Source organism: Sphingobacterium sp. IITKGP-BTPF85, from assembly GCF_001006065.1.
GTDB lineage: Bacteria > Bacteroidota > Bacteroidia > Sphingobacteriales > Sphingobacteriaceae > Sphingobacterium > Sphingobacterium anhuiense.
Genome location: NZ_ASZT02000058.1, coordinates 1 through 22,876 on the forward strand (window position 1 = coordinate 1; position 22,876 = coordinate 22,876).

Here is a 22,876-nt window from a genome sequence, read left to right on the forward strand (position 1 = left end):
TTTTACGCCTCTCTATCGGTTCAATTACACAGTCGGAATGCTAGGCCGTTTTGGTAAGCCTATGGCTTTTGGGATTATTTTTCAGGTGGTGGGTGGTTGTGTTATCGCAACGACCTGCTTCCTGAAATTTATTCACCAGGTGGAACTGAAAATTAATAATAATTTTTAATAGATGATGTAATAACATGTCAACAAAAAAAATCTTGCATCTCCAACGGATTTATGGGGAGCAGGGAACAAACGGTACACTTACTTTTGAAGGTGAGGTCATCTGCCGTACTATCGAATTGCCCTGGCGCAATAATCTGCCAAGGCTAAGCTGTATCCCGGTAGGGAGTTATAAATTGGAAAAACGAAAGTATACCAGACATGGTGAGCAGATCGGAATTCCTGCTGTACTGGGACGCGAAGCGATATTGATCCATGCGGCCAACGATGCACAGAAGCAGTTATTGGGATGCATCGCTCCGGTAACTACACTGACAGGGGAAGGTTGCGGTACGGAAAGTAAAAAGGCACTCACAAAATTGAAGTCTCTGGTTTATTCGCTTTGGGATATGGAGCAGGACGTGTTTTTACATATTAAGTAGTGACGTAGTGAAGGAGTAACGAAGTAACAGAGTGACGAGTGATGTGGTAACGGAGTTAAGAGTAATAGTTTCTAACCTGCTAACTATCTCACCTCATAACCTTCTTACTAACCTTCTAACAATTAAAAAACATGAAAAAAGTAATTCAAAAAATAAGCCGTGCGCTACAGGTTGTGCTTATGGCGCCGATTAAACTGCCGGGCAAGGCACTGAATATTATTAAATATATCGCGCTGGGGCTTGGTGTGGTGGAGACCGTAATGGATGATAAAGATAAAAAGGAGTAGGGGAGTCGCCACCAGCTGTACCTATCGTGCAGCAGGAAGAAAAGGAGGTAAGGGATGAAATGGAATGATATCCGGATAGGCACTATAGGTGGGACACTGTGTTCGATCTGGGCAAGTTTTTCCTTAGGAGATTTACTCCACACAGCCTTGATGGCTGTGGTGGGTACAGTTGTGAGCTTTGTAACCAGCAGGCTCCTAGGAAGAGTACGGCGACGTAAAAGCGACTAGTTTTTTCTCCTTATTAAATGGGTGGAGATCTAATTTAGGGGTAAGTAATATAAAGGGGGGGAGCTTTTAACTACCCCCTTTTATTATAAATAGCATTGTTAGTCTATTCAAACTAAGTCGGTCTTTACAACCAAATTTTCTTCTGCAGATTCAGTTCGGGATATCATTACTGGCTTGCGTAGTCCGACTGGTAATCTGAACCATTTTGGTGTGGGTATGCAGATTACGGACGGAAAGGTTCATGAGAGTGAGCGTGCGGGCAGCTACAGTTTTTCCAAAGGAACCGTTGAGGTAGTGGATCGGGGGTTATGTGGATTACAGCTGGCTCGGGGATTTGGAATGCAGAGGCTGTTATTCTGTTACCAGGAGTAAAACTAAGATGAAGACAATATTATCAAGTCATACCGGAGTGATACATTATTAGATAAGGGAATCATTAAAGATCAAAATATTAACTTATCTTTTCGATCTTCGGTTCTCAAATTGAGTAATCATATCATTTACTCTATCTATTTCTTCTTTAGAAGGAATATTAGATTCTAAATAATGGTTGTAAAGATCAATAATTGTATCATACTCAATGTTATTTTTAATTTTTCCCCGTTTTAAAATCTTCTCAAATTTATTTTCCCTTCTTATGTCGATTTGATTAGATTGAATTTTTTTCCAAAATTCTTCAACAGTCCTGCCAGTGCTCTCTTGAAAATATACTAAAGTATCATTGACGAGATAATTTAGGCTTTTAATATTTCTAAATTTCGGTTCTGGATTAATTACTTTTTCTTTATAATCTATATAAGTTTTTACAAATTGATTTACATGAGTAATGTTGAAATTTTCTGGTGGAAAGCTTTGAAAACAGTCGAGAGCGATATCAATAATATCAACTAATTGTTGAGCTGAAGAATTATAATCTTTTTTCATTATAAATAAAGTTTTTGAGCCTGTTGTGCAAAATAAATAAAGCTTCCTTTATCATGTAAATAAACTCTGTTAGTTTTGGACATATTCAGTCATTAATCAAAATTATTAAAATTTGATTAATAAAAAGGATAATTCGGATTAATAAAGGAGTGAACATTGAGGTTATCTTGATTAAAAAAGTAGTTGCTTGGTTTCTTAAGGTTTTTGATAGGTGAAGGTCACTTTGATACATTATTATGTAAATTTACACAACATCCGAAATTAAGAAAAGAGATAATATTAACTGCAGATGTAATCATATATGAAGATCTCACAGACACTTGGGATGCCCATACATTTGTTAGTTTTAGCCTTGTAGTCGGTGGTACAGTTGCGACAATGTTTGCTGCATGTGTTGTTGTGGCAGGTATAGCACTTTATGGAATAGATGATTAAATATTTGATCTTAGCGAAAAAATAGGTTCAACAGCAGGAAGGAAAACAAGTATATGGTAGAAAAGATATTAAAATTGGATTTGTCATGACAAAATGGTTTGTGGGAAAGAAAAAAAATGAAAAAGTCATTCCCGCTACAGCTTATTTTTTTTAAGCAAAATGATATTCATAGGAGGAATATTTGTAGTTTTTTTCTTAAGTTAGTTGGAATTAATGAACCTATTATTATTGTGGCGGGATTCTTAATATTTGGATGCATGATCATAATAATTGTTATACCACCTGTGGAACGAATGATTAAAAACCCATTGTTTGAAAAGGATTTTAAAAAATTAAATAAGTCTCAAATATATAGAAAGAGAGCGCTTGCTCTCTTTCTATATATAGCCAGTCTTTATCTAATGATTATCTCTTTAATATTTCTGCGGGAGGTTGGGTAGTATAAAGTATATCTTTTGGCGGTAAGCATATATTGCAATCAACCGGTAATGATTTTTGAAAAAAATAAATATTATGATGATTTTGTATTATTATTTAGCATATAAAATATATGTATTTTATAGGAAACGAGACAACATGCCTGTATTTTTTTCGTTTTTGTTGTTAACAACATTGGTCAATATTAATTTAATAACCTTAGCTATTTTTTTCAATTAACAAATCCATATTTTCAAAACTACAACAAACTTTATGCACTAATTCCTTTTGCATGTATAGGAATTATAAATTACTTGATAATATACAGAAGATATGTGGATATTTTTAATAAGTTTGATCTTAGTATAGAACACTGTAAGAGATATAATTTACCTGTCAAAATTTATTTTACTATAACTGTAGCTCTTTTTATTATATCATTAGTTTTAGTTGATGGAAAAAACCAAGGATACTTGATCTCCTCCCAATTTTAGGAGCATTGTAAAGTAGAAAAATTTGCTGTTTTGACCTGATTTTCAATAAACATTTCAGGCGTTAAATCCCCTAAACAGCTATGGGGTCTGAAGGTGTTATATTCGTGTCTCCAGTCTTCAATTTTCTGCTTGGCATCCTCAAATGAAAGGAACCAATTGGTATTTAAACATTCGTCTCGGAAGCTTCCGTTGAACGACTCAATATACGCATTATCCGTTGGTTTTCCAGGTCTGGAGAAAACGAGTTCAACTTTTTGTTCGTAGGCCCACCTGTCCATTTCTTTTGAGATAAATTATTCACTTTTTTTTATTTTTTATTGGTGTTCATGATTACTTTGCAATTCTGATCCATTATCCACTTGAATTTTCTTTGGCTTAGCTCCTTTAAACAACCTCAGTTCTTCAAGAACTTCTACAACCTGATAGCCCTTTATACCCTGTCCAACATGGATTGCAATACATTTACGGCTATAATTATCCACTATAGTTAAGCAACGGATTTTCTTCCCATCAAACAGTGCGTCGGAGACAAAGTCCATGCTCCAGCAGTCATGTAAATTGGAAAATGAAGGTCTTTCAGAGCGATGCGAAGCAGCCCGACAGCGTCTGGGCCGTTTACTTCTCAAGTTCAACCCTTCTTCTTTATAGATGCGATAAATCCTTTTATGATTATCTGGCCATCCCTCACGCCGTAAAAGTATATAAATCCGCCAAAGCCCATAACGTACTCGAGTCTCAGCAATATCTCGTATTCTTAAACGTAGGGAAGTATCTGCACGCTTACAACTTTTGTAATACCACATGGATCTGTTCAAAAGTGAGATATGGCAGGCCCTGCTTAAGGAGACTCGATAATCGGAAATCAAGCCTTTGACTATTTTACGACGCTGGAAAGGCTTCAATACTTTTATTCATCATTGTCTGTTTTCAATGGGATTCATGAGACGCTACGCTTAGTTTTTTTAATACATCCTGCAACATCTGCTTATCCAAGCTCAGATCTGCAACAAGTTTCTTAAGTTGTGCGTTCTCCTCTTCTAACTGACGTAACTTTCGTAGTTCAGAAATCCCTAAACCACCGTATTTCTTCTTCCAATTGTAGAATGTTGCCTCGCTGATACCCAGCTTGCGACATACTTCCTCCACTCGGGTCCCGGTCTCGGACTGCTTGATAGCAAAAGCAATCTGTGCCTCGGTAAACTTCGATCTTTTCATCGTTTTTCCTCCTATTTAAAATTAGTAATTCTGGTCCGAATTCTATACTTTTAAAATGTCCAGTTTTTTGGGAGGAGGTCAAAAATGGTAAGTCTTCAGGGCAACTATTTGGTTCTTTGATTCAGGTAGTCAAAACGTTCTTACTTCAGTTTGCATCGTTATAAGGAAAATACGTGTAGCAAAGTGATCCGACGTCATAGATATCACATTGATATGTGCCATATGTATTACTATAATCTATGGGGAAGTTGCTCATCTGTTCTAAATAATCAGTAGTTAATAGCATATAGGCATGAGAAGGTACACTATTCTTTAATAATCGATGTGCATCTACCAGGATATTACCATAGAGCTTATAAAAGCGATTTATTCTAAATTCAACTAAATTACCGTAGTGAGCTATTGCTTTCAGATCTAGGTGTTTAATATTGGGAAATTTCAAATAATAATGGCGAAGGTTTTTTTTAAAGGAATTACGCATGTGGCCAAATTGCTTTAAAATGTCCTTTACTGAAGGTGGTGTCCCTAAATGATAAAACAAAATAGCATCTCCTTCTATTTCTGAAATTTTAAAAGATAGAAAGTTACATTTAATTATTCCTTTTAATAAATGGCGAATAATCGAAATCCCCTGTGGTGGACTTATTTCTCTGATGAATTGCGAATATCCGCTGATATCCACGATGAAAACTAAACCTTTATTATCTTCAAACATAAGGATGTCTTTAAGCGCTCTACTAAACTCATTTATCAAGTGTTTTTTGTTGTAAAATAAGATGCTGATCTCTGGACGCAGCATCTTATTTTAGTTCTACCAGGGAATTTCACCGGTTCCAGCTGGATTTGTCTCTTCACAGAAAAATTTTCCAGTTGGCCCATCTTGGCCAATCAAAGCATATTTAATAACACGCTTGGCTGCCACCTCAACCGAACCGCCGTTCTTGCCGGTGAAGTCTGTAGAGGTATATCCTGGGCTAACTGCATTCACTTTAAAGTGTGTATCCCGTAACTCGTAAGCAAGGTTTACCGTATACATATTCAGGGCGGCCTTTGAAGAAAGGTATACGACACCTTTTACATCGTAGTATAGGTAGTTGGGATCACTGTGTAGGGTAAGAGAACCTTGACTTGAGCTCAGGTTAACGATCCGTGGTTCCGGAGAATTTTTTAAAAGATCAATAAATGCTTTGATAACCCTTGCTGGCCCGTACACGTTGGTGTCATAGACCTTCTGGTAAACTGCTATATCGGTATCTATGGCTGTCTGAGGAACCATATGCCCTGCGCTGTCGATAGCAATTCCACTGATTCCTGCGTTGTTGATCAGTACATCTAATGTGCCAACTTTGTTTCCGATTTCTTTGCGGGCAGCATTGATTGAGTCCTCGTTAGTAACGTCAATCTGAACAGCCTCAACGTGGATTAGCCCTTCTGCTTGTAGCTGTTCGGCGGCTTTCAGACCGTTGTTGATATTTCGGCTGCCTAAAAAAACATGAAATCCTTTTTTTAATAATTGACGTGCTGATTCGAAGCCAATCCCTTTATTTGCCCCGGTAATTAATACTGTTTTCATTTTTATCGATTTTGATTATCACAAAGGTCGTAGGATGTAAATTGCTATTTTGACTTTTATCAAAAAATATAATAATGGGTGGTAAAAAAGATCATTTGACTAATTTTCAGAATTGATGGTCATGCATGCTAAATCATAACAGTACTTTTGCAGACGGGCTGACAAATAGGGGAGAATTGCTAACCGGTTACCGATTACAAACTAACATCGGAATTCAAAGGCAGCTCAGCGCTTTCTGAGTCGGCTAAGGGTCGCAGGCTTAATCCCCAGATAGGAAGCAATCATGTTTTGTGAGAATTTTTGAAAATATTCCGGATGGTGCTCCAACAGGTCCAAGTATCTTTCTTCAGCATTCATACTGATAGCAGCATGTATTCGTTTTTGTGTTGTAACCGCTACTAATCGTTGCTCAAGCCGAAGAAACTCCTTTATCGCTGGAACCTCTGCCTCCAGAAGATGCAATTCTGCAGGTGATATCTGCAAGATCTCCGAGTTTTCGACTGCATCTATATAGTATCGGCTAGGGCTCTGTGTTACTACGCTTTCCCAGTCCGATATCCAATTCCCCTCTAGAGCAAATGCTACAACTGCTTCCTGCCCGCGTTCGTTTACAGAATAAATCCGTAAAGCTCCGGAGATCACATAACAAATGTATTTGCAAACGTCTCCTTCTTGAACAAGAAACTGACGGCGACGTACTTTTTTAGTTTGAAAGCAGCTCTAATCAGCGTTTGGTCCAGTGGGGAGAGCACGAATTTCGTATAATTGCGAAAATAATCAAATAAAGAATTATAGACATCATCCCGGTGTTCCTCCACCGTCTTTCTGAATGATAAACGTTCTGTGGTACGAAATTCTGTTGTCTGATCCTTTAAGATAGGGCGTGCTGTCATATGATATGATTGTTATCACAAATTTATTTAAAAATTGTAACAACGCCTAATCGAATTTTTTGATGTCAAGTATGTTATGAACCCGCTCAGATAAAAATAATGTTTTTTTATACTTTCACAGATTTATGCAGCATATTGCAGCATAAATCTGTCTCTACTTTAAAGTTGTAATTCCATTATTTATGGTTTTAATTTGGTTATGAACTACATTAATTTCTCACTGTCGCCAGTAGATCGTGCGGATATCCCAATGATATAGCACTTAATTGATCCAATGTTGCAAGATGTTGTTCGGTTAAGCGTATGGTAGTTGCCTTTAAGCTGTCTTCAAAATGCGAAATTTTACGTGCTCCAACCAAAGGGAAAGTATCTTTTGATAAAACCCAGGCAAACGCAACCTGGCCGGGTGTTGCATCTACTTCTTTTGAAATTAAAATCAGTTGATCAATTATTACTTTTGTTTTTTCATCTTCTTTATAATTGGAATCTTGTCCCATGGTGATACGTCCCGATTCTCCGGTTCTATATTTTCCAGTTAGCAACCCGCCTGCCATTGGCGAATACATCATAATTCCCAATCCAAATTCCTGTGCCATAGGAATTAATTCGCGGTCAGCTGTTCGCTGCAACAGGTTATATTCGATTTGAAGTGCGGTTAATTTTGTCGAGCTTCCAATAGCTGCGGCTTTCCAGGCAGGGAAATTGGTCAAACCGGTGTACAAAATTTTCCCTTCTTTTACGAGATCTTCTAAACCTCTTATAACTTCATCTAATGGCGTTACACCATCATCAAAATGAGGCATGTATATATCAATATAATCCGTTTTCAATCGCTTTAGGCTTGCTTCTACAGCTTGCTTCATCGATTTACGATGATTCCCATAATTGCTTATTGCAGGCTTCATGTCACTGCTTTTTGTGTATTTTGAACAGACAATAAAATTATTTCGCTGACCTTTCAAAAATTCGCCTACTATTTCTTCTGCTTCACCAAACTGGTAAAGATCAGAAATATCAATAAAATTACCTCCCGCTTCTTGATATGTCGCAAGTATTTTTATCGATTCATCGGGACTTGCTCCATATCCTTTACGAGTACCAAAATTTGCAGCTCCCAAAATAATCTCACTAGCGTATAAACCTGTTTTTGAACCAAATAATTTATATTTCATCATCATTCTTTTTTTTCAAAAGTAAAGGCATTAAGCAACTCAGTCAAGTACGGATAAATTTGTCCGTATCATTATTATTATATTTGTTTGGTAAATGATTTGCTATGTATGAAAGAAAAATACCTGTTACAGTAGAATGTGGGCTTCATTTATTTATGGAGGTTATGAACGGAAAGTGGAAAATTAGCTTGATCTGGAGTATCTATAACGGTATTATTCGACCGGGTGATCTACAGAGAAAAATACCGAATGCATCAAGGAGAGTGCTGGAAAACCAGTTAAATCAACTAGTAAACCACGGAATTCTAACCAAGAAAATCTATGATGTAAAACCTCCTAAAGTTGAATATGGTTTAACTAAATTAGGCGAGTCATTAATTCCTATTATAAAATCCACAGCAAAATGGGGTGAAGAAAATAGAGAAGAGTTGGAAAAAGCAATTACTTAATAGATTTGCTGAAATCACCAACATCGCTACCGATCAATAAATAGCTTGCAAAACCAATAAACCTTTACTGACTTTCTCATTATCAATTTTACTGTTGTAATGATTTTTATCATTTCATATTTTTTGGAAATCTTTGAAGTATTAGCGGTCTCAAACTTTCTTTTACCCACCTTTGTTATCAATCAGAACATTGATCAATCTATCAATGACAAGCTTTATTTGTACGAAAGGATAGCAGTATGTTACCCTTTAGTTTAAAGGCAAAAGGGCCTAATTCTCATTAGACCCTTTATCTTGACGTTTTGATGTACAGTAATTTTTTTTTATGTTTCTTATCGTTTCCTCTTTTTTGTTTCGTCATCCAAAAGTTTTGGGTGCATTTGGATTTTCTACTGTACTACGTCGATTTATTTTCTGCCTTTATAAAGCAGGTTTGCTATAGTTTTTCAGTTATATAACACCAGTCATTTAAAAAGGTTCATATAAAAATTATTTGTGATACTATTATATACAATAATCTATCCATTTATAATTTGAAATGACAGGCCTACGCTCTTTTATTTATTTGTCATCACGTTACTGTTCGATCATACGATATTATAACAACTGATTCCGTAAATCTAATGTTTAAACAACACTTATCTTTTTGTATTTAAAAATGATAATAACTTCTGGGGAGGGATTTCTTAAGTAATTTTGTTTTTCTAAATTTTATGATAATTTTGACCTTAATTATTATACATACCTAATTATTAATCAATAAAATGCAACCAGTAGAGGAAAGGAAAAGGGTTAAGGAGCTAATTGAAGGGAGTACTGAAGCTTTTGAAGACTTATATCATCGTTATAGACCCTTAATCTATACCGCTATTTTTAAGTTGATAAAATCGCACGAGTTGAGCCAGGAAATCTTTCAGGATGTGTTTGTTCGAATCTGGAATCAAAGAGACAGACTGGATCCTGATAAATCCTTTAAATCTTATCTCTATATGATTGCTCAAAACCTGGTTTATGATCATTTGAGGCAGTTAACGGCCAATAGAAAGAAATTAGATACATTTAAAACTTATTACCTGAAAACCTCTGGAAATGATACGGAGAATGCCCTCGATCTTAAAGAAACTCAAGCTTATTTAGATAAAATATTAGAACGGGTTCCTGAAAAATGCCGTCAAGTATATATTCTTTGTAAATTGGAAGGAAGAAGCTATGAAGATGTCTCTAAACTGCTCAATATTTCGATTGCTACAGTAAATAGTCATATTGTTAAGGCATCTCGTATAATAAAAAAGAATTGGAAATCAGATTATTACACATTAATTTTATTTTTTTACATTTTTAAGTAATTGGTTTTTTGTTACGATTCGTATTAGGTACAATCAATAACAATAAACCATTGCGTGAAAAAGAATTAAACCAATTATTCGCAAAATTTTTGCGGAAAGAATGTACTGAGCAAGAGTTGGATCTTTTGTTTGGGTATTTTGCTGACGACCAATATGAAGGAGAGTTAAAAAAACTCATCGAATCGAACTGGTCGCATGACTTAAGTGATGATCTTGATTTTCAATTCAAAATGCGCCAGTCATTTTTGAAAACAGATGCCTATTTAAACAAACGGATAAACGGTGCCGAAGAAAAAGGATTCTTCAAAAAAATATCAGATGGATTTCTTATGCTGCAGCTTGCATGTTACTTGCAAGTTCAGTTCCTATGTATAAATTTTTCTTAAAAGCACATGGAGTCTCTTCTGTCGCTTCAAGTTCATTAGAAAAAAATCGATTCAATCGAAGCTTTTGTTTGCCAATGGTGATGTGGTCTATTTAGATTCAATAGCCCATGGTCCAAAACTCCTGTATGAAAATCAAGAAGCTCGGATTGAGCAATTAGCAGTCGATAAAATCCAAGTTTTCACTAAAAAAGAAACTGAAGAAAAGGGTATAGAATGGGTAAGTCTTGATGTTCCTAAGGGTAAGCATATGGAAGTATTATTGGCAGATGGTAGTATAGCCCTGATCAATTCGATGTCGCAGTTTAAATTTCCAATGATCTTTTCGGATGATAATAGAGGGACGGAACTCGTTGGGGAAGGATATTTTGAAGTAGCTCATAATAAAGAAAAGCGATTTCTAGTGAAAACTCCGAATCAATTAATCCAGGTTTTCGGGACGAAATTTAATGTGCGCAATTATTTAGATGAAGAAGCAGTTTCTACAGCATTATTTGAAGGTAAAGTATCTGTAAAGGTGCTAGAAGGCGACCGTATTGGATCAGAACGTATGCTTAGACCTGGGGAGCAGCTGGATATCGAGAAAAATCACATGCAAATAAAGCAGCAAGCAATTGTTGATCATGATGAAATATTGGGTTGGACGACAGGCAAGTTTATTTATAACAATACGCCGTTAAAAATTATGCTGAAAGATCTGACGCGTTGGTATAACGTGGAGGTGGACTGGGATACTGTGCCCGACCTACGCTTTCAAGGGACAATTCCCCAAGAACTTACGATTGAAGAGGTTGTGGAAGTTCTAAATGAAGTAGGTGGCCTTAAAATAAAATTAATAAATAACCAATTAACTTTTAAAATATGATTATGATAAAAAACAAACACGATTAAAAAAAGGAATCGGATGTGGTACCAGCACATCCGATAATGCCAGGAAATTAAAAAACGAATCTTATAACCTAACCTTACAAAAGTATGAATTTAAAAATTCTATACAAGAAATTGTATTATGTGGTCTATTGCCTAAAATTTAAGCATAGACCAATTATGTATGACTTACTGATTATGAAATTAATCGCCATGTTAACACTTTTGGGAACTTTAACCTCTTATGGAGCTGCGTATTCCCAAAAATAAATCTACATCTGAAAAATGCGCCATTAGCAGAAGTTCTGGAACAAATTAAACAGCAGTCAAATCATGATATTTTTTATAATGTTGATTTTATAGAATCTGTTGGTACTGTTGATGCTGATTTTAGAAATGTAAACTTAGAGGAAGCACTTAATGTGTTAAAAAATAGATATGCCATTTCTTATAAAATCAAGAACGGTATGATCTATTTGTTACCACAGAAAGATTTATCTGTACAGAAAGTGACCGTAAAAGGTAAAATCGTCAATGAAGAAGGAGAGCCGATAGCCGGTGCTACGGTACTTGAAAAGGGAACCTTAAATGGTACGACAACAGACGAAAATGGCTTTTTTACATTGACGGACTGTAAACCAAATGCGACCATTGTAATTAAATATATAGGTTTTTTCACCCAAGAGGTGAAAGCTGGTCAAAATGAATTATTGATTAATATGGTTCGCGATGTCGCGGCTTTGGATGAGGTTATCGTGGTTGGTTATGGTAATAGTAACCGTAAGAATATCAACAGTTCTATCAGTACCTTAGATATCGATAATGTCGCTAAATTACCGGTTCAGTCTATCAATGATGGTATTGCAGGTCGTATACAGGGTGTTATAGTGACCAGTAGTTCGGGTGCTCCAGGAGCTAAAAGCTCGGTCTCTATTCGTGGTGCGGGTACGCCGCTGTATGTAATCGATAATGTGATTCGTTCTGCTAATGATTTTGTGAATATCAACCCTGGTGATATCCAAAGTTACTCGGTATTAAAAGATGCTGCCGCTACAGCGCTTTACGGTGCACAAGGTGGAAATGGCGTTATTTTGGTAACCACAAAAAAGGGTAGGGATGGGCAGATGGATATCAACTATACGTTTAATGAAACGATTTCTCAACCGACTATTTTTCCTGAAAAATTGAGTTCTTATGAGAATTTGAAAACGATCAATGATGTATACAAATTTGAGGGTTTACAGATACCTACTCCAGAAAATATTCTGGAATTTTACAGAACACAGGAAAAGCCATTTGAGTATCCAAATACCGACTGGAGAAAAGTTGGAATGAAGGATTTTGCTTCCGAACAGCGACACGATTTGTCTGTCACTTCTGGAACTGAAAAATTGACTTATTTTGCTTCGGGATCTTACTATAATCAAAACAGTAACCTGCGGACAGATAATAACCATAATAAGCGTATTACCTATCGTTTGAATACGGTGAGTAACTTTAAGGAGGTGAACTTGAAAGTGACTACGGGATTGGATGGTTACGTAGAAGACAATATACTTCCGAGTTCGTCTACGGCTTCTTCTTATGGCGCATTCTTTCAGCACATTCAGCAAAGAAAATCTTCACAGCTTGCCTATAATGAATTTGGACTTCCTTCGGCAAATACAACGGACAATCCTGCGGTAGAACTATCAGACCAGTCGGGATATTATAAGTCCAATTCGAGGATTTTTAATGGTATTCTTTCCTTAGAATATACAGCTCCTTTTTTAGAAGGATTGACCTTGAAGGCCAATGGAAACTATAACATGTGGAATTCAAAAAATAAATCATGGAACTTGACTGCTCCCTCTTATGCGAATGGCAGTAAAACACCCATATTGGGAAATCCACCGAATCTAACCGCAACGCGTGGTGATGGAAGTACACTGTTATTACAGGGTTATTTGCTTTATAACCGACAGTTTGGTAAGCATAATGTGGATTTTACTGGAGTATATGAACAGGCTAAAAATTTAGGCAGCTCGGTATCGGCAACACGTCAGCAATATCAAATATTGTTTGATCAATTTGTGGCAGGACCTACAGTAAACCAACTGGCCAGTGGTTCGGAATCTGAAAGTGGACGTGCGGGTTATGTGGGGCGTTTATCTTACAATTATGATGCTAAGTATTTCGTAGATGCATCCTTGCGTTATGATGGGCTGGATCTTTTTCCAAAACAAAAACAATGGGGTACATTTTATGCCTTTTCAGGTGGTTATGCCTTGTCTGAAGAAAACTATTTTAAAGAGCTGAAAGAGCGTAATATCTTGAATTATTTGAAAATAAGAGGTTCTTATGGACTGGTTGGTAGTGCAGAAGGAATTACGCCGTTTTCATATGTACCAGGGTACTCCATCAATGCAAATACATGGGTGGTCAATGACCGACCGGTGCAGGGAACTTCTGAGCCAGGGAGCCTTCCAAGTACGATGTTTTCTTGGTATAGTATCCGCGAACGAAATATCGGATTGGATTTCAGTTCACTTAATAGTCGTTTAAGTGGTTCATTTGATTATTTCTATAAACGTACCACTGGGTATGTGGTAGCAGATACACGTTATGCTGCCACTTTAGGTATTGGGCTTCCTCCAATAAACTTTGATCCGGGAGCGATGCGTAGACATGGAGCGGAGTTTAATTTGACCTGGAATGACAAGAAAGGTGATTTTTCATATAAACTAGGTGTTAACTTTACGTATTTCAACCAACTGTGGGAACGTAATCCCGGAGAGGATGATGCAGCCCTTAAAAATCCATATACAAGGGAATCCGGAACGCTTAATCTGGGGGTTGCAACGGGATATACCAGCCAAGGGTTTTATCAGGATAATGCAGATTTATTGTATGGTGCCCGACGGATCAGTTCGATCAATGTGATTGCCGGTGATTTGCGCTACCAAGATTTTAACGGCGATGGTAAAATTGATGGCAATGATCAGACACGTATCGGTAATGCCTCATTCCCTAGAATCAATTATGGTACAACAATCGATCTTGGATATAAAGCCTGGTCACTGTCTGCAGTAATAATGGGTTCTGGTAACAGGGATCGCTATTTAGGTGGAATTATGCAGGGCAGTAATCCTGATAATATGCTTATATACGGATTTCAACAGGACTACTGGCGTACAGACAATACCGATGCGCTGTTCCCAAGGCAGGTATCTACCTCTGGCGTCAATGGTGGTAATAACTTTGTGAGTAGTGATTTTTGGATATTACAGTCTCGTTTTGTGCGCTTAAAATATTTTCAATTGGGCTATGACCTAAAATCACAGTTGCTGAAGAATACAAAATTTAAACAATTCCGGGTTTTTGCGAGTGGTACCAATCTGCTGACCATTTCGAATACGAAGAAATATTTTGTGGATCCGGAATCGGATCAAAATAATGAAAATTACCCGATTCAGCGTACAATTTCTATTGGTGTAAATGTTGGATTTTAAGCTTAATGTATATGAAAAATAATAAAAAGATTACCTATATATCGGCTGCTTTATTCATTTTGACTTTATCCTTAAACTCATGTAAGGATGTGCTGGATACGCAGCCTTTTGATAAAGTGGGAGAGGAAGTTATCTGGACAAATCGTGCCAATGCCGAGACGTTTATTTTCGGCACTTACGGTATCATGAATAATTTTAACGGCGGTCCTGCAACGGATGCCTGGACCATGAATCTGATCAGCATGGATGGCACCTATAATGGTGCGGCAAATGTATTTACAGAACGGTTGGACCGAACGTCAGATATGGGGTTTAATAACTGGGCAAATGTACGTCGTTGTAACTTGATTATTCAGAATGTCGGTGCATCTGCAGGGATTAGCGAGGCAGATAAGAAAGAATTGATCGCGGAAGCAAAATTTTTAAGAGCGATGTCTTATTACCATGTAGCAAGAAGAATTGGTCGGATCGTTTGGATCGATAAGGTGCTGACACCAAATGATGAGCTTATGCTGCCGGCAACAAAAAATCCGACGGAATCTTATGGTTATATCATCAAAGATCTGGAAGATGCTGTTGAAGGACTTGCAACTGCAAAAATAAACGGTAGAGCTAATAAATATGTAGCGGCAGCAATGTTAACGGAGGTTTGTTTGCAGGCGCTTGCTTATGAAGGTTATCCACAGGCTAATACGGTGGCACCAAACAATCCTTTATTGGCGAAAGTGATCCAATATGGTGAGATTGTGAAGTCTGGCGGATATCAATTGGAGGCCGAATACGGGGCGATGTTCAACGAAGTGAAACCAAATTCAAACGAAATTATTTTTGGGGTTTACCGTAAAGCGATCAATACAACCTGCGATGGAACACCGATGCAGGTGATGATTCCAAATCTGAATAATGATAATATCAAGTTAGCGGGGGCTACTCCATTATTGAAATCTTCGATCCGCATTTTTGAAGCTTGGGGTGATCATGGACCTTCTATGAATCTGACCGATGATTATTTAGTAATAGACGATCAAGATAAGCAGAAAGCTGTGCGCTGGTATGAAACTTCGCAGTATAAAAATGCGGTGGATGAACAGGCACTAATCGCTACATCGCTGATACCAAAAGCAGCGGGTGAGTCGGAAGTGAAACGGGGGTCGATCAAGCCTGGTAAAACAGAGACCATCTGGAAAATAACGAATGCAAGTAGGGATGCTCGTTGGAATGCCAGTGTATTGAGTGACTCTTCAGCAGTTTTATATGGCGAAACATTAACTACGGATGTGAAAGGTAATGCGGGGCGCTGGATGAAATTGAACGGCCAGGCCTATTATACTTCCTTGACGAATATGTATTGGCGAAAAGGGGTTTACAATAATGTTAATCCGCGCATATATGTCGGTGTGCCAACGGATTATCACTATGTGTCTACGCGTTTGGGACGGGTATATCTTAATATGGCCGAAGCTTACCTGTTGCAGCAAAATTTACCGAAAGCAGTTGAGTTGTTGAATCAGACACGGGTTACCCATGGTCAACTGCCACCCGCGAAACTGTCAGATCTAGCCACAGCGTGGACAGATTATAAAAGGGAGCGAAGAGTGGATCTTGTTTTAGAAAATGACTACTACTGGAGTTTGTTGAGATGGGGGAGATATGGGGGCAATGCCAATCATGGTTTAGCTTCGGGTGCTACAATTCCTGAATTGACGGCCCTTCCACAGGTGATGGATATGAGTAAGGATAGAAAACATTTTTCAATTGTATCGGGAGCTTTCTTTTCGTCGAATAACGTACGTGAATTTGATGCTTCGAGAAGATACCTGTTTCCTATAGCGCAATCTTTTCTGGATCGTAATCCAAATTTTGGTCTTCAGAATCCAGGTTGGTAAGTTTTAATGATTAAAGATAATGAAAATGAAAAGAATACAGATAATAGGCTTCGCAGCTATGATCCTGGTGCTACTGAACGGTTGTCTTAAAAAGGGATTACCGGAGTATGAAAGCTGGGATGTGAATAATATTGATAATGTTTACGTCGAATACCGCTATGAAAGTGGTAAAATATTGAATGATAAACCGGTGGTCGCTTATCAGCGACTGAATGTGCAGAAGAATGTCGTTGCAAATAGCAATACGATCGAATTGTCTATTGACGTACCGCAAGCGTCTGGCACTTTTACGGAGGAAGTCCGCAATAAGCTGATGCAGAATTATTTGTGGATGTATATGGATATATCGACCGCCGCAAAAATTGCTCCCATAAGTGGTGCACCTAAATTAGGTGATCCGGTAGATCTAACCAAGGAATGGCAGTACCAGATTACAGCGGCAAATGGGAATGCTAAAACATGGACAATCAGGGTGGTGTCATTTAAGAAATAATTAAGAAATACTTTTTAAAAAACGATAATGGAAACTTCTCGTAGAGATTTTATCCGCTTGGCAGGTTTGACAAGTTTAGGGATAATGGGAAATAAGTTAATGGCTAATCCCGCTGAGGAAACTTGGACTGATGCTGCGGTACAAAACTTAAAATCGCAGAGCAATATGTGTGGTTTTGCTGCGCCAAAGCTTGATGTGGTGCGCATTGGATTTATTGGCGTGGGAAATAGGGGTGCATCTGCTGTTTACCGGATTGACCATATTCAAGGTGTCGAAATTAATGCCATCTGTGATATCAGAAGAAGTTACGCTGAAAAATCTGCCAATGGAGTAAAAGGTAGTAAAAAGCCTGCGGTATACGCGGATAAGGAAGAAGCATGGAAAGAGCTCTGTGATCGACAGGACATCGATCTGGTTTATATCTGTACACCTTGGTCTTTACATGCGAAAATTGCGAATTATGCGATGAAAGCAGATAAACATGTGGCTATCGAAGTGCCTGCTGCCACGACAGTGGATGATTGCTGGGCGTTGGTGGAGACATCGGAGAAATATCAAAAGCATTGCATGATGCTGGAAAACTGCTGCTATGATTTTTTGAGCTGATGACTTTAAATATGGCTAGACAGGGGATTTTCGGAGAAATTATCCATGGTGAAGGTGCTTATATACATGATCTGCTCCATGAAAATTTTGGAAAGAACAGTTATTACGATATGTGGCGGTTAAAGGAAAATTTTAAGAATGGTAATCTTTATCCAACCCATGGGTTGGGACCGATCTGTCAGATCATGGATATCAATAGAGGTGATAAAATGGAATATTTGTCGTCCATGGCTTCAAAAGATTTCAGTATGGAACCTCTTGCTAAATCATTGGCGGCGAAAGATCCATTCTATGAGCCTTTTGCAAAACATACTTATCGTGGTAATATGAATGTGACGACTATCAAAACCTATCAAGGTCGCACAATTGTAGTGGAGCACGATGTGTCTAGCCCAAGACCGTACTCACGTATCCATCAGATTTCTGGTACAAAGGGCATTGCACAAAAATGGCCGGAACCGGAGCGGATTGCTTTTGGACATGATTGGATCTCTCCTGATGAAATGAAACGTTTGGAAGAACATTTTAGACCTGAAATCGTACAGAAAGTGGGGGAGATGGCAAAAAAAATAGGTGGACATGGCGGTATGGATATGATGATGGATTGGCGGTTAATTGATTGTCTGCGTAATGGTTTACCGCTCGATCAAGACGTTTATGATGCTGCGTTATGGAGTGCAATTGCACCATTAAGTGAGCAATCGGTTAAAAAGCGCTCTAACTCAATTGATGTACCTGATTTTACAAGAGGAAAATGGAAAACCAATCTTAAAATGGAACTGACATTAAAAGGTGGTGGTACCACATCATTTAAATAAGTCGGACGCTTGTATGGCGCAATAATATGTAGTGATCGTATCCTTGGCCTATGACCAAGGATACGTTTTTTAAATGGATTTGTTTTAATTTAAATAGGCTTAATGATATGAAAACAAGTTATTTATTGCTGGTGATTACGCTATTTTTCAATAATGTACTCCAAGCACAAAAGAAGATCGACGTAACCGAATATGGTGCTATACCTAATAGTTTCTCGGATGCGACATCTGCAGTACGTAAGGCTATAGAGGCTGCTCGCAATGAAACGAGTTCGGTGATTAATTTTCCGGAAGGGAGATATGATTTTTGGCCAGATCAAGCGGAAGAGCATGTTTACTATATTAGCAATACATCTACTGAGGACGAATATCCGTCCAAGAAGCAACGGGCAGGTCTTTACTTAAAGGGAATGAAAAACATCACCATCGAAGGCAACAATGCTACTTTTATCTTTCATGGAAAAATGATTTCCTGGATTTTGGACAACTGTGAAAATATCCGGATTCAAAATGTTAAAATCGATTATGAGCGACCTGGTATGTCTGAACTTACTATTGTGGAGGCAACTTCTCAATATGTGATCGGAAATGTGCATCCTGATGCTAAATTTGATATTATCGATAATACCTTAGCATGGTACGGAGAAAAATGGGTGAGCAAAAACTTCCACGCAATATTGGTGGATACGGTAAAGGGTATTAATGTATACAGCAGCTGGATACCTTTTAGAAATAGTAAAGCCAAGATCATTGCACCTTTAAAAGTGAAATTCACCGGTGATTTTTCGAAGTTTAAGGGGAAATCTGGTGATATCTTAACGGTTCGGGATACTTATCGCGATTATGTGGGGGCATTGGTCTATGAGTCGAAGGATATTGCGCTGGATCATGTTTATATGCATTATATGCAGGGATTAGGTATTGTCTCGCAGTTTTCTGAAAATCTACATTACGATCATGTATATGTCGAACCTGCTATGCATAGTGGCCGCGTGATGGCTTCTTCTGCCGACGGTATGCATTTTTCTGGTTGTAAAGGGAAAGTTATCGTTGATAATTGCCGTTTTAAAGGTATGCATGATGACCCCATCAATGTGCATGGAACACATTTAAAAGTGGTTGAAGTGGTATCGCCAACGGCATTGAAGCTTCGATTTATGCATGGTCAAAGTTATGGGTTTATGGCATTTCATGAAGGAGATACGATCGGATTTGTGCAACCGGCAACGCTTCAGGTTTTTAATGAGGGCATAATTAAAAAAGCTTCGCTTGTTTCTGAAAGGGAGATGCTGGTCGAAGTGGATAAACCCGTTTCTAAAGCTGTGCAAGTGGGTACTTTTCTGGAGAATATAACGGCTACACCTGCTGTAACGATTAAAAATTCTCGTTTTGAAAGAACAAATACGAGAGGAATTCTGGTGACAACCCGTAAAAAAGTAGTCATCGAGAATAATGCTTTTATAGGTGTTGGCATGCAGGCTATTTTAATTGAAAATGATGCATTGGGTTGGTTTGAATCTGGTCCAGTACAGGACGTTACGATTAAAAATAATTTATTTGAAAATTGCGCTTATAATTCTTATCCAGGAAATTATATTATTCAGATCTCTCCGCAAAACAGTGCATTTTTACCTAATTATTGGGTGCATAAGAATATTAAAATAGAAAATAACCGCTTCAAAGTCTATGATTATCCAGTCTTGTCGGTAAAAAGTACAGATGGATTGTTGTTTAATAATAATAAGGTTGTGATGACAAATTTTATGAAATCGGGCGACAAGCGAGCTGAAATCCAATTGATAGGCGCTAAAAATGTTACCGTTAGAAATAACGATTTTGGGGGTGAAGATACGGTGATTGAAATTGAAAAAATGTCTAAAAAAGATATCAAGACGGATCTGAAAGAGATAAAATTGATAAATTAAATAATAGGATGGATACGTTTTCAAATAAATCAAATCGTTTAGAATCATTAGATGTACTTCGTGGGTTTGATCTTTTCTTACTCGTTGGTCTGCAGCCGATCTTAATTGCCGTCGGACAGATTTGGGATAATATTTATTTTCATAGTTTATTGCATCAATTGATCACGAAATATGGAACGGATTTCGTTTTTGGGATCTGATTATGCCGCTGTTTTTATTTATGACAGGGATAACAATTCCGTTTTCTTTGGATAATAAAAAAAAGTTACCCACCGGACCGATCTACCGTCATATTTTCAAACGGTTCTTCATCTTATGGATCTTAGGTATGGTGATGCAGGGGAATCTATTGACCTGGGATTGGCAACAGTTTAAATTATATTCGAATACGTTACAGGCGATTGCGATGGGTTATGCCGTAACGGCAATTCTATACCTGAATCTGGGGATTCGTAAGGTCGTTATGATCGCTCTATTATTGTTGATAGTATATGTTATACCTTTTTTATTGGATGGGGATTATTCGCCGCAGTCGAATTTTGCGATTAAAGTGGATCGAATGGTTTTGCGCGGATTTATGGATGGTGCATATTGGAAGAATGGGAATGCTATTTTTTCTGATCATTATGATTACAGCTGGATATGGAGCAGTTTAACTTTTTCGGTCACTGTTATGATGGGTTGTCTTGCAGGTAAGTTGATGAAAACTGGGATAAATAGCAACCCGCAACGTGTTTTTGGGCAGTTAGTTTTGGCGGGCGCTGTTTGTCTGGCGATGGGATTATTATGGAGTTTACAGATGCCGATTATAAAACGGATCTGGACAAGTAGTATGACGCTCTTTTCTGGAGGGATCTGCTTTTTGATGATGGCTGTGTTTTACTATATTATCGACCTGAAAAAAGTTTTGAAGCCTTTCCAATGGCTGAAGATTTATGGCATGAATTCAATCGTTGCTTATTTTTTAGGGGAGATGATCAATTTTAGATCTGTCGTACATTCCTTGACTTATGGTCTAGAAAATATGCTACCAACTTATAAACAACTCATTTTGACAACAGGTAATTTTACACTTGTTTTTTTGATCTTGCTAGCATTCTACAGAGCACGCATTTTTGTTAAAATTTAAGTTTATGGTTTACCATTGGTAGGCATTCTAAAAAAAAATTGATGGCTGTGGAGATACAGAAGTTAGTTATCTGACTAGTCCATTGTTAGTTAGAATCAAGGAGAAAGCAGTAGTTATTAAATCAATCACAATCTTTATTGGTACTAAAAGGGTAGCGGTATGTTATGCTTTAGTTTAAAGTCAAAAGGGCCTAATTTTCATTAGACCCTTTATCTTGACGTTTTGATGTACAGTAATTTTTTTATGTTTCTTATCGTTTCCTCTTTTTTGTTTCGTCATCCAAAAGTTTTGGGTGCATTTGGATTTAATACTGTACTACGTCGATTTATTTTCTGCTTTATAAAAAGCAGGTTTGCTATAGTTTTCAATAATAAAACAACTGTCTCTGAAAAAAGTTCATTAAAAAAATATTTTTGATGCTTTTTTATATAAAATAATCCTTTCGTTTATGCTGTGAAATCGCATAGAATTCATACTCCTTTATTTATTTGTAATCAGTTTAGTAGGCGGGATCTCAAGAATATTTTTCTTTTAAAAGTTACGTGTCGTTGCCATTAGAGGAATATTTGCGGCCAATTTATGAATAGTTTTTGTTAATATATGTTTTTTCCTATATTTGAGAAAATTAAAAATACTTCTTCTTGGAACATAAAGAATCAACGAATTCGATTGTGAAACTCTTGCTAACCAAATCTGATAAAATGAAATATTTGTATTTAATGTCTTTATTTTTTGTGATGAATGGTTGCAAAAGCAATGAAGAAATTATCAATCCAATAATAGAGCCGCCAACTACCCATCCAGATATAAAACTAACGTTAGGTTCTAAAAAATTGCAGTATTCAATCATGTTGTCAGCTCTGGAGATGTTACTCCGGTGAAAGAAAGTGAGATTGAAAATTATTTTGGTGACCGGATCGCATTTTCAATTCCTGAAGCAATCGTGTTTAAAAATGACTCCACATTCCTGTTAAAGCCTTTTGATATCGTGGAAAAATTCAAATCAAAATGGGAGGGGGACAAGCTGTATCTTCAGCTAGGAGATAAGCAATCGTGGAAACAATTAGGAGAAAAATCGAGCGAGAAAGATTTCAAATTAAACATGACGTTTTATGCGAAAAAAAAGGATCAAACACCCGCAAAAAGACTTGTACTTGGTCAGGAATATCATATGAATTTGGATGATCCTCTATTTTCTAAGACAGACCAGTTTTCAAGTTTAACCTGGTTGACGTTTGACCTCTTATATAATTAG

At 37.3% G+C, this 22,876-nt stretch carries 23 protein-coding genes and 1 pseudogene; 17 read left to right on the forward strand and 7 right to left on the reverse strand.

Translation table 11 applies throughout. From position 1 onward, the window contains the following. Positions 1-185: 185 nt before the first annotated feature. From L950_RS12665 to L950_RS12670, 3 genes are all read left to right on the forward strand, one after another. The gene (locus tag L950_RS12665; RefSeq protein ID WP_021189071.1) at positions 186-590 is read left to right on the forward strand and encodes a DUF5675 family protein; all 405 of its coding nucleotides are present in this window, start codon (positions 186-188) and stop codon (positions 588-590) included. 131 nt (positions 591-721) lie between these two features. After that, entirely contained in the window at positions 722-877 is a 156-nt protein-coding gene (locus L950_RS28640; protein WP_021189072.1) for a hypothetical protein, read from the forward strand. A 402-nt stretch (positions 878-1,279) separates the two neighbouring features. Further along, positions 1,280-1,477 carry a hypothetical protein gene (locus L950_RS12670; protein ID WP_021189073.1) on the forward strand — a complete coding sequence of 66 codons (198 nt, stop codon included), beginning with the start codon at positions 1,280-1,282 and terminating at the stop codon, positions 1,475-1,477. An 84-nt stretch (positions 1,478-1,561) separates the two neighbouring features. Here L950_RS12670 and L950_RS12675 read toward each other — a convergent pair whose 3' ends face one another. Then, complete coding sequence (locus L950_RS12675; protein WP_021189074.1) at positions 1,562-2,029, reverse strand: hypothetical protein; 468 nt, start codon at positions 2,027-2,029, stop codon at positions 1,562-1,564. A 204-nt stretch (positions 2,030-2,233) separates the two neighbouring features. Between L950_RS12675 and L950_RS12680 the strand changes: the two genes are divergently transcribed. Further along, positions 2,234-2,464 carry a hypothetical protein gene (locus L950_RS12680; protein ID WP_156169678.1) on the forward strand — a complete coding sequence of 77 codons (231 nt, stop codon included), beginning with the start codon at positions 2,234-2,236 and terminating at the stop codon, positions 2,462-2,464. A gap of 907 nt (positions 2,465-3,371) precedes the next feature. On the opposite strand, the pseudogene L950_RS12690 reads toward L950_RS12680, so the two are convergent. The 6 genes and pseudogenes from L950_RS12690 to L950_RS12715 all read right to left on the reverse strand — a co-directional run bounded on the left by L950_RS12690 (position 3,372) and on the right by L950_RS12715 (position 8,234). After that, positions 3,372-4,590: pseudogene (locus L950_RS12690) on the reverse strand (IS3 family transposase). A gap of 145 nt (positions 4,591-4,735) precedes the next feature. Further along, complete coding sequence (locus L950_RS12700; RefSeq protein ID WP_084825441.1) at positions 4,736-5,389, reverse strand: DUF2652 domain-containing protein; 654 nt, start codon at positions 5,387-5,389, stop codon at positions 4,736-4,738. Between the two features lie 12 nt (positions 5,390-5,401). Next, positions 5,402-6,163, reverse strand: a complete 762-nt coding sequence (locus tag L950_RS12705) for an SDR family oxidoreductase (RefSeq protein WP_021189081.1) — start codon at positions 6,161-6,163, stop codon at positions 5,402-5,404. 225 nt (positions 6,164-6,388) lie between these two features. Further along, a complete protein-coding gene (locus tag L950_RS12710) occupies positions 6,389-6,814 on the reverse strand; it encodes a Crp/Fnr family transcriptional regulator (protein WP_231577233.1) in 426 nt (141 codons plus the stop codon). Beyond that, on the reverse strand, positions 6,802-7,056 hold the full coding sequence (locus L950_RS26495) for a hypothetical protein (RefSeq protein WP_021189083.1): 255 nt from the start codon (positions 7,054-7,056) through the stop codon (positions 6,802-6,804). The genes L950_RS12710 and L950_RS26495 overlap by 13 nt, the downstream gene beginning before the upstream one ends. A gap of 209 nt (positions 7,057-7,265) precedes the next feature. Continuing rightward, positions 7,266-8,234 carry an aldo/keto reductase gene (locus L950_RS12715; protein WP_021189084.1) on the reverse strand — a complete coding sequence of 323 codons (969 nt, stop codon included), beginning with the start codon at positions 8,232-8,234 and terminating at the stop codon, positions 7,266-7,268. Positions 8,235-8,332: 98 nt separating this feature from the next. Between L950_RS12715 and L950_RS12720 the strand changes: the two genes are divergently transcribed. The 13 genes from L950_RS12720 to L950_RS12775 all read left to right on the forward strand — a co-directional run bounded on the left by L950_RS12720 (position 8,333) and on the right by L950_RS12775 (position 22,876). After that, positions 8,333-8,677 (forward strand): winged helix-turn-helix transcriptional regulator, encoded by a 345-nt coding sequence (locus L950_RS12720; RefSeq protein ID WP_021189085.1) that lies wholly within the window; start codon positions 8,333-8,335, stop codon positions 8,675-8,677. 764 nt (positions 8,678-9,441) lie between these two features. Then, positions 9,442-10,023, forward strand: a complete 582-nt coding sequence (locus tag L950_RS12725; protein ID WP_021189086.1) for an RNA polymerase sigma factor — start codon at positions 9,442-9,444, stop codon at positions 10,021-10,023. An 8-nt stretch (positions 10,024-10,031) separates the two neighbouring features. Then, on the forward strand, positions 10,032-10,409 hold the full coding sequence (locus L950_RS12730; protein WP_021189087.1) for a hypothetical protein: 378 nt from the start codon (positions 10,032-10,034) through the stop codon (positions 10,407-10,409). Between the two features lie 64 nt (positions 10,410-10,473). After that, positions 10,474-11,271 carry a FecR family protein gene (locus L950_RS12735; RefSeq protein WP_021189088.1) on the forward strand — a complete coding sequence of 266 codons (798 nt, stop codon included), beginning with the start codon at positions 10,474-10,476 and terminating at the stop codon, positions 11,269-11,271. A 424-nt stretch (positions 11,272-11,695) separates the two neighbouring features. Then, positions 11,696-14,764, forward strand: coding sequence for a SusC/RagA family TonB-linked outer membrane protein (locus L950_RS12740; RefSeq protein WP_021189089.1), 3,069 nt, complete (start codon positions 11,696-11,698; stop codon positions 14,762-14,764). 11 nt (positions 14,765-14,775) lie between these two features. Then, the gene (locus L950_RS12745) at positions 14,776-16,650 is read left to right on the forward strand and encodes a RagB/SusD family nutrient uptake outer membrane protein (protein WP_021189090.1); all 1,875 of its coding nucleotides are present in this window, start codon (positions 14,776-14,778) and stop codon (positions 16,648-16,650) included. A 25-nt stretch (positions 16,651-16,675) separates the two neighbouring features. Then, positions 16,676-17,143, forward strand: a complete 468-nt coding sequence (locus L950_RS12750; protein WP_156169679.1) for a DUF5018-related domain-containing protein — start codon at positions 16,676-16,678, stop codon at positions 17,141-17,143. Positions 17,144-17,170: 27 nt separating this feature from the next. Then, on the forward strand, positions 17,171-17,749 hold the full coding sequence (locus L950_RS36510; RefSeq protein WP_316930629.1) for a Gfo/Idh/MocA family protein: 579 nt from the start codon (positions 17,171-17,173) through the stop codon (positions 17,747-17,749). 11 nt (positions 17,750-17,760) lie between these two features. Next, complete coding sequence (locus tag L950_RS36515; RefSeq protein ID WP_316930630.1) at positions 17,761-18,567, forward strand: hypothetical protein; 807 nt, start codon at positions 17,761-17,763, stop codon at positions 18,565-18,567. A gap of 107 nt (positions 18,568-18,674) precedes the next feature. Continuing rightward, positions 18,675-20,492, forward strand: coding sequence for a right-handed parallel beta-helix repeat-containing protein (locus L950_RS12760; protein WP_021189092.1), 1,818 nt, complete (start codon positions 18,675-18,677; stop codon positions 20,490-20,492). Between the two features lie 8 nt (positions 20,493-20,500). Further along, positions 20,501-20,692, forward strand: a complete 192-nt coding sequence (locus L950_RS30110; RefSeq protein WP_197086416.1) for a hypothetical protein — start codon at positions 20,501-20,503, stop codon at positions 20,690-20,692. Positions 20,693-20,712: 20 nt separating this feature from the next. Beyond that, complete coding sequence (locus L950_RS12765; protein ID WP_197086417.1) at positions 20,713-21,621, forward strand: acyltransferase family protein; 909 nt, start codon at positions 20,713-20,715, stop codon at positions 21,619-21,621. Between the two features lie 877 nt (positions 21,622-22,498). Continuing rightward, complete coding sequence (locus tag L950_RS12775) at positions 22,499-22,876, forward strand: hypothetical protein (RefSeq protein WP_021189094.1); 378 nt, start codon at positions 22,499-22,501, stop codon at positions 22,874-22,876.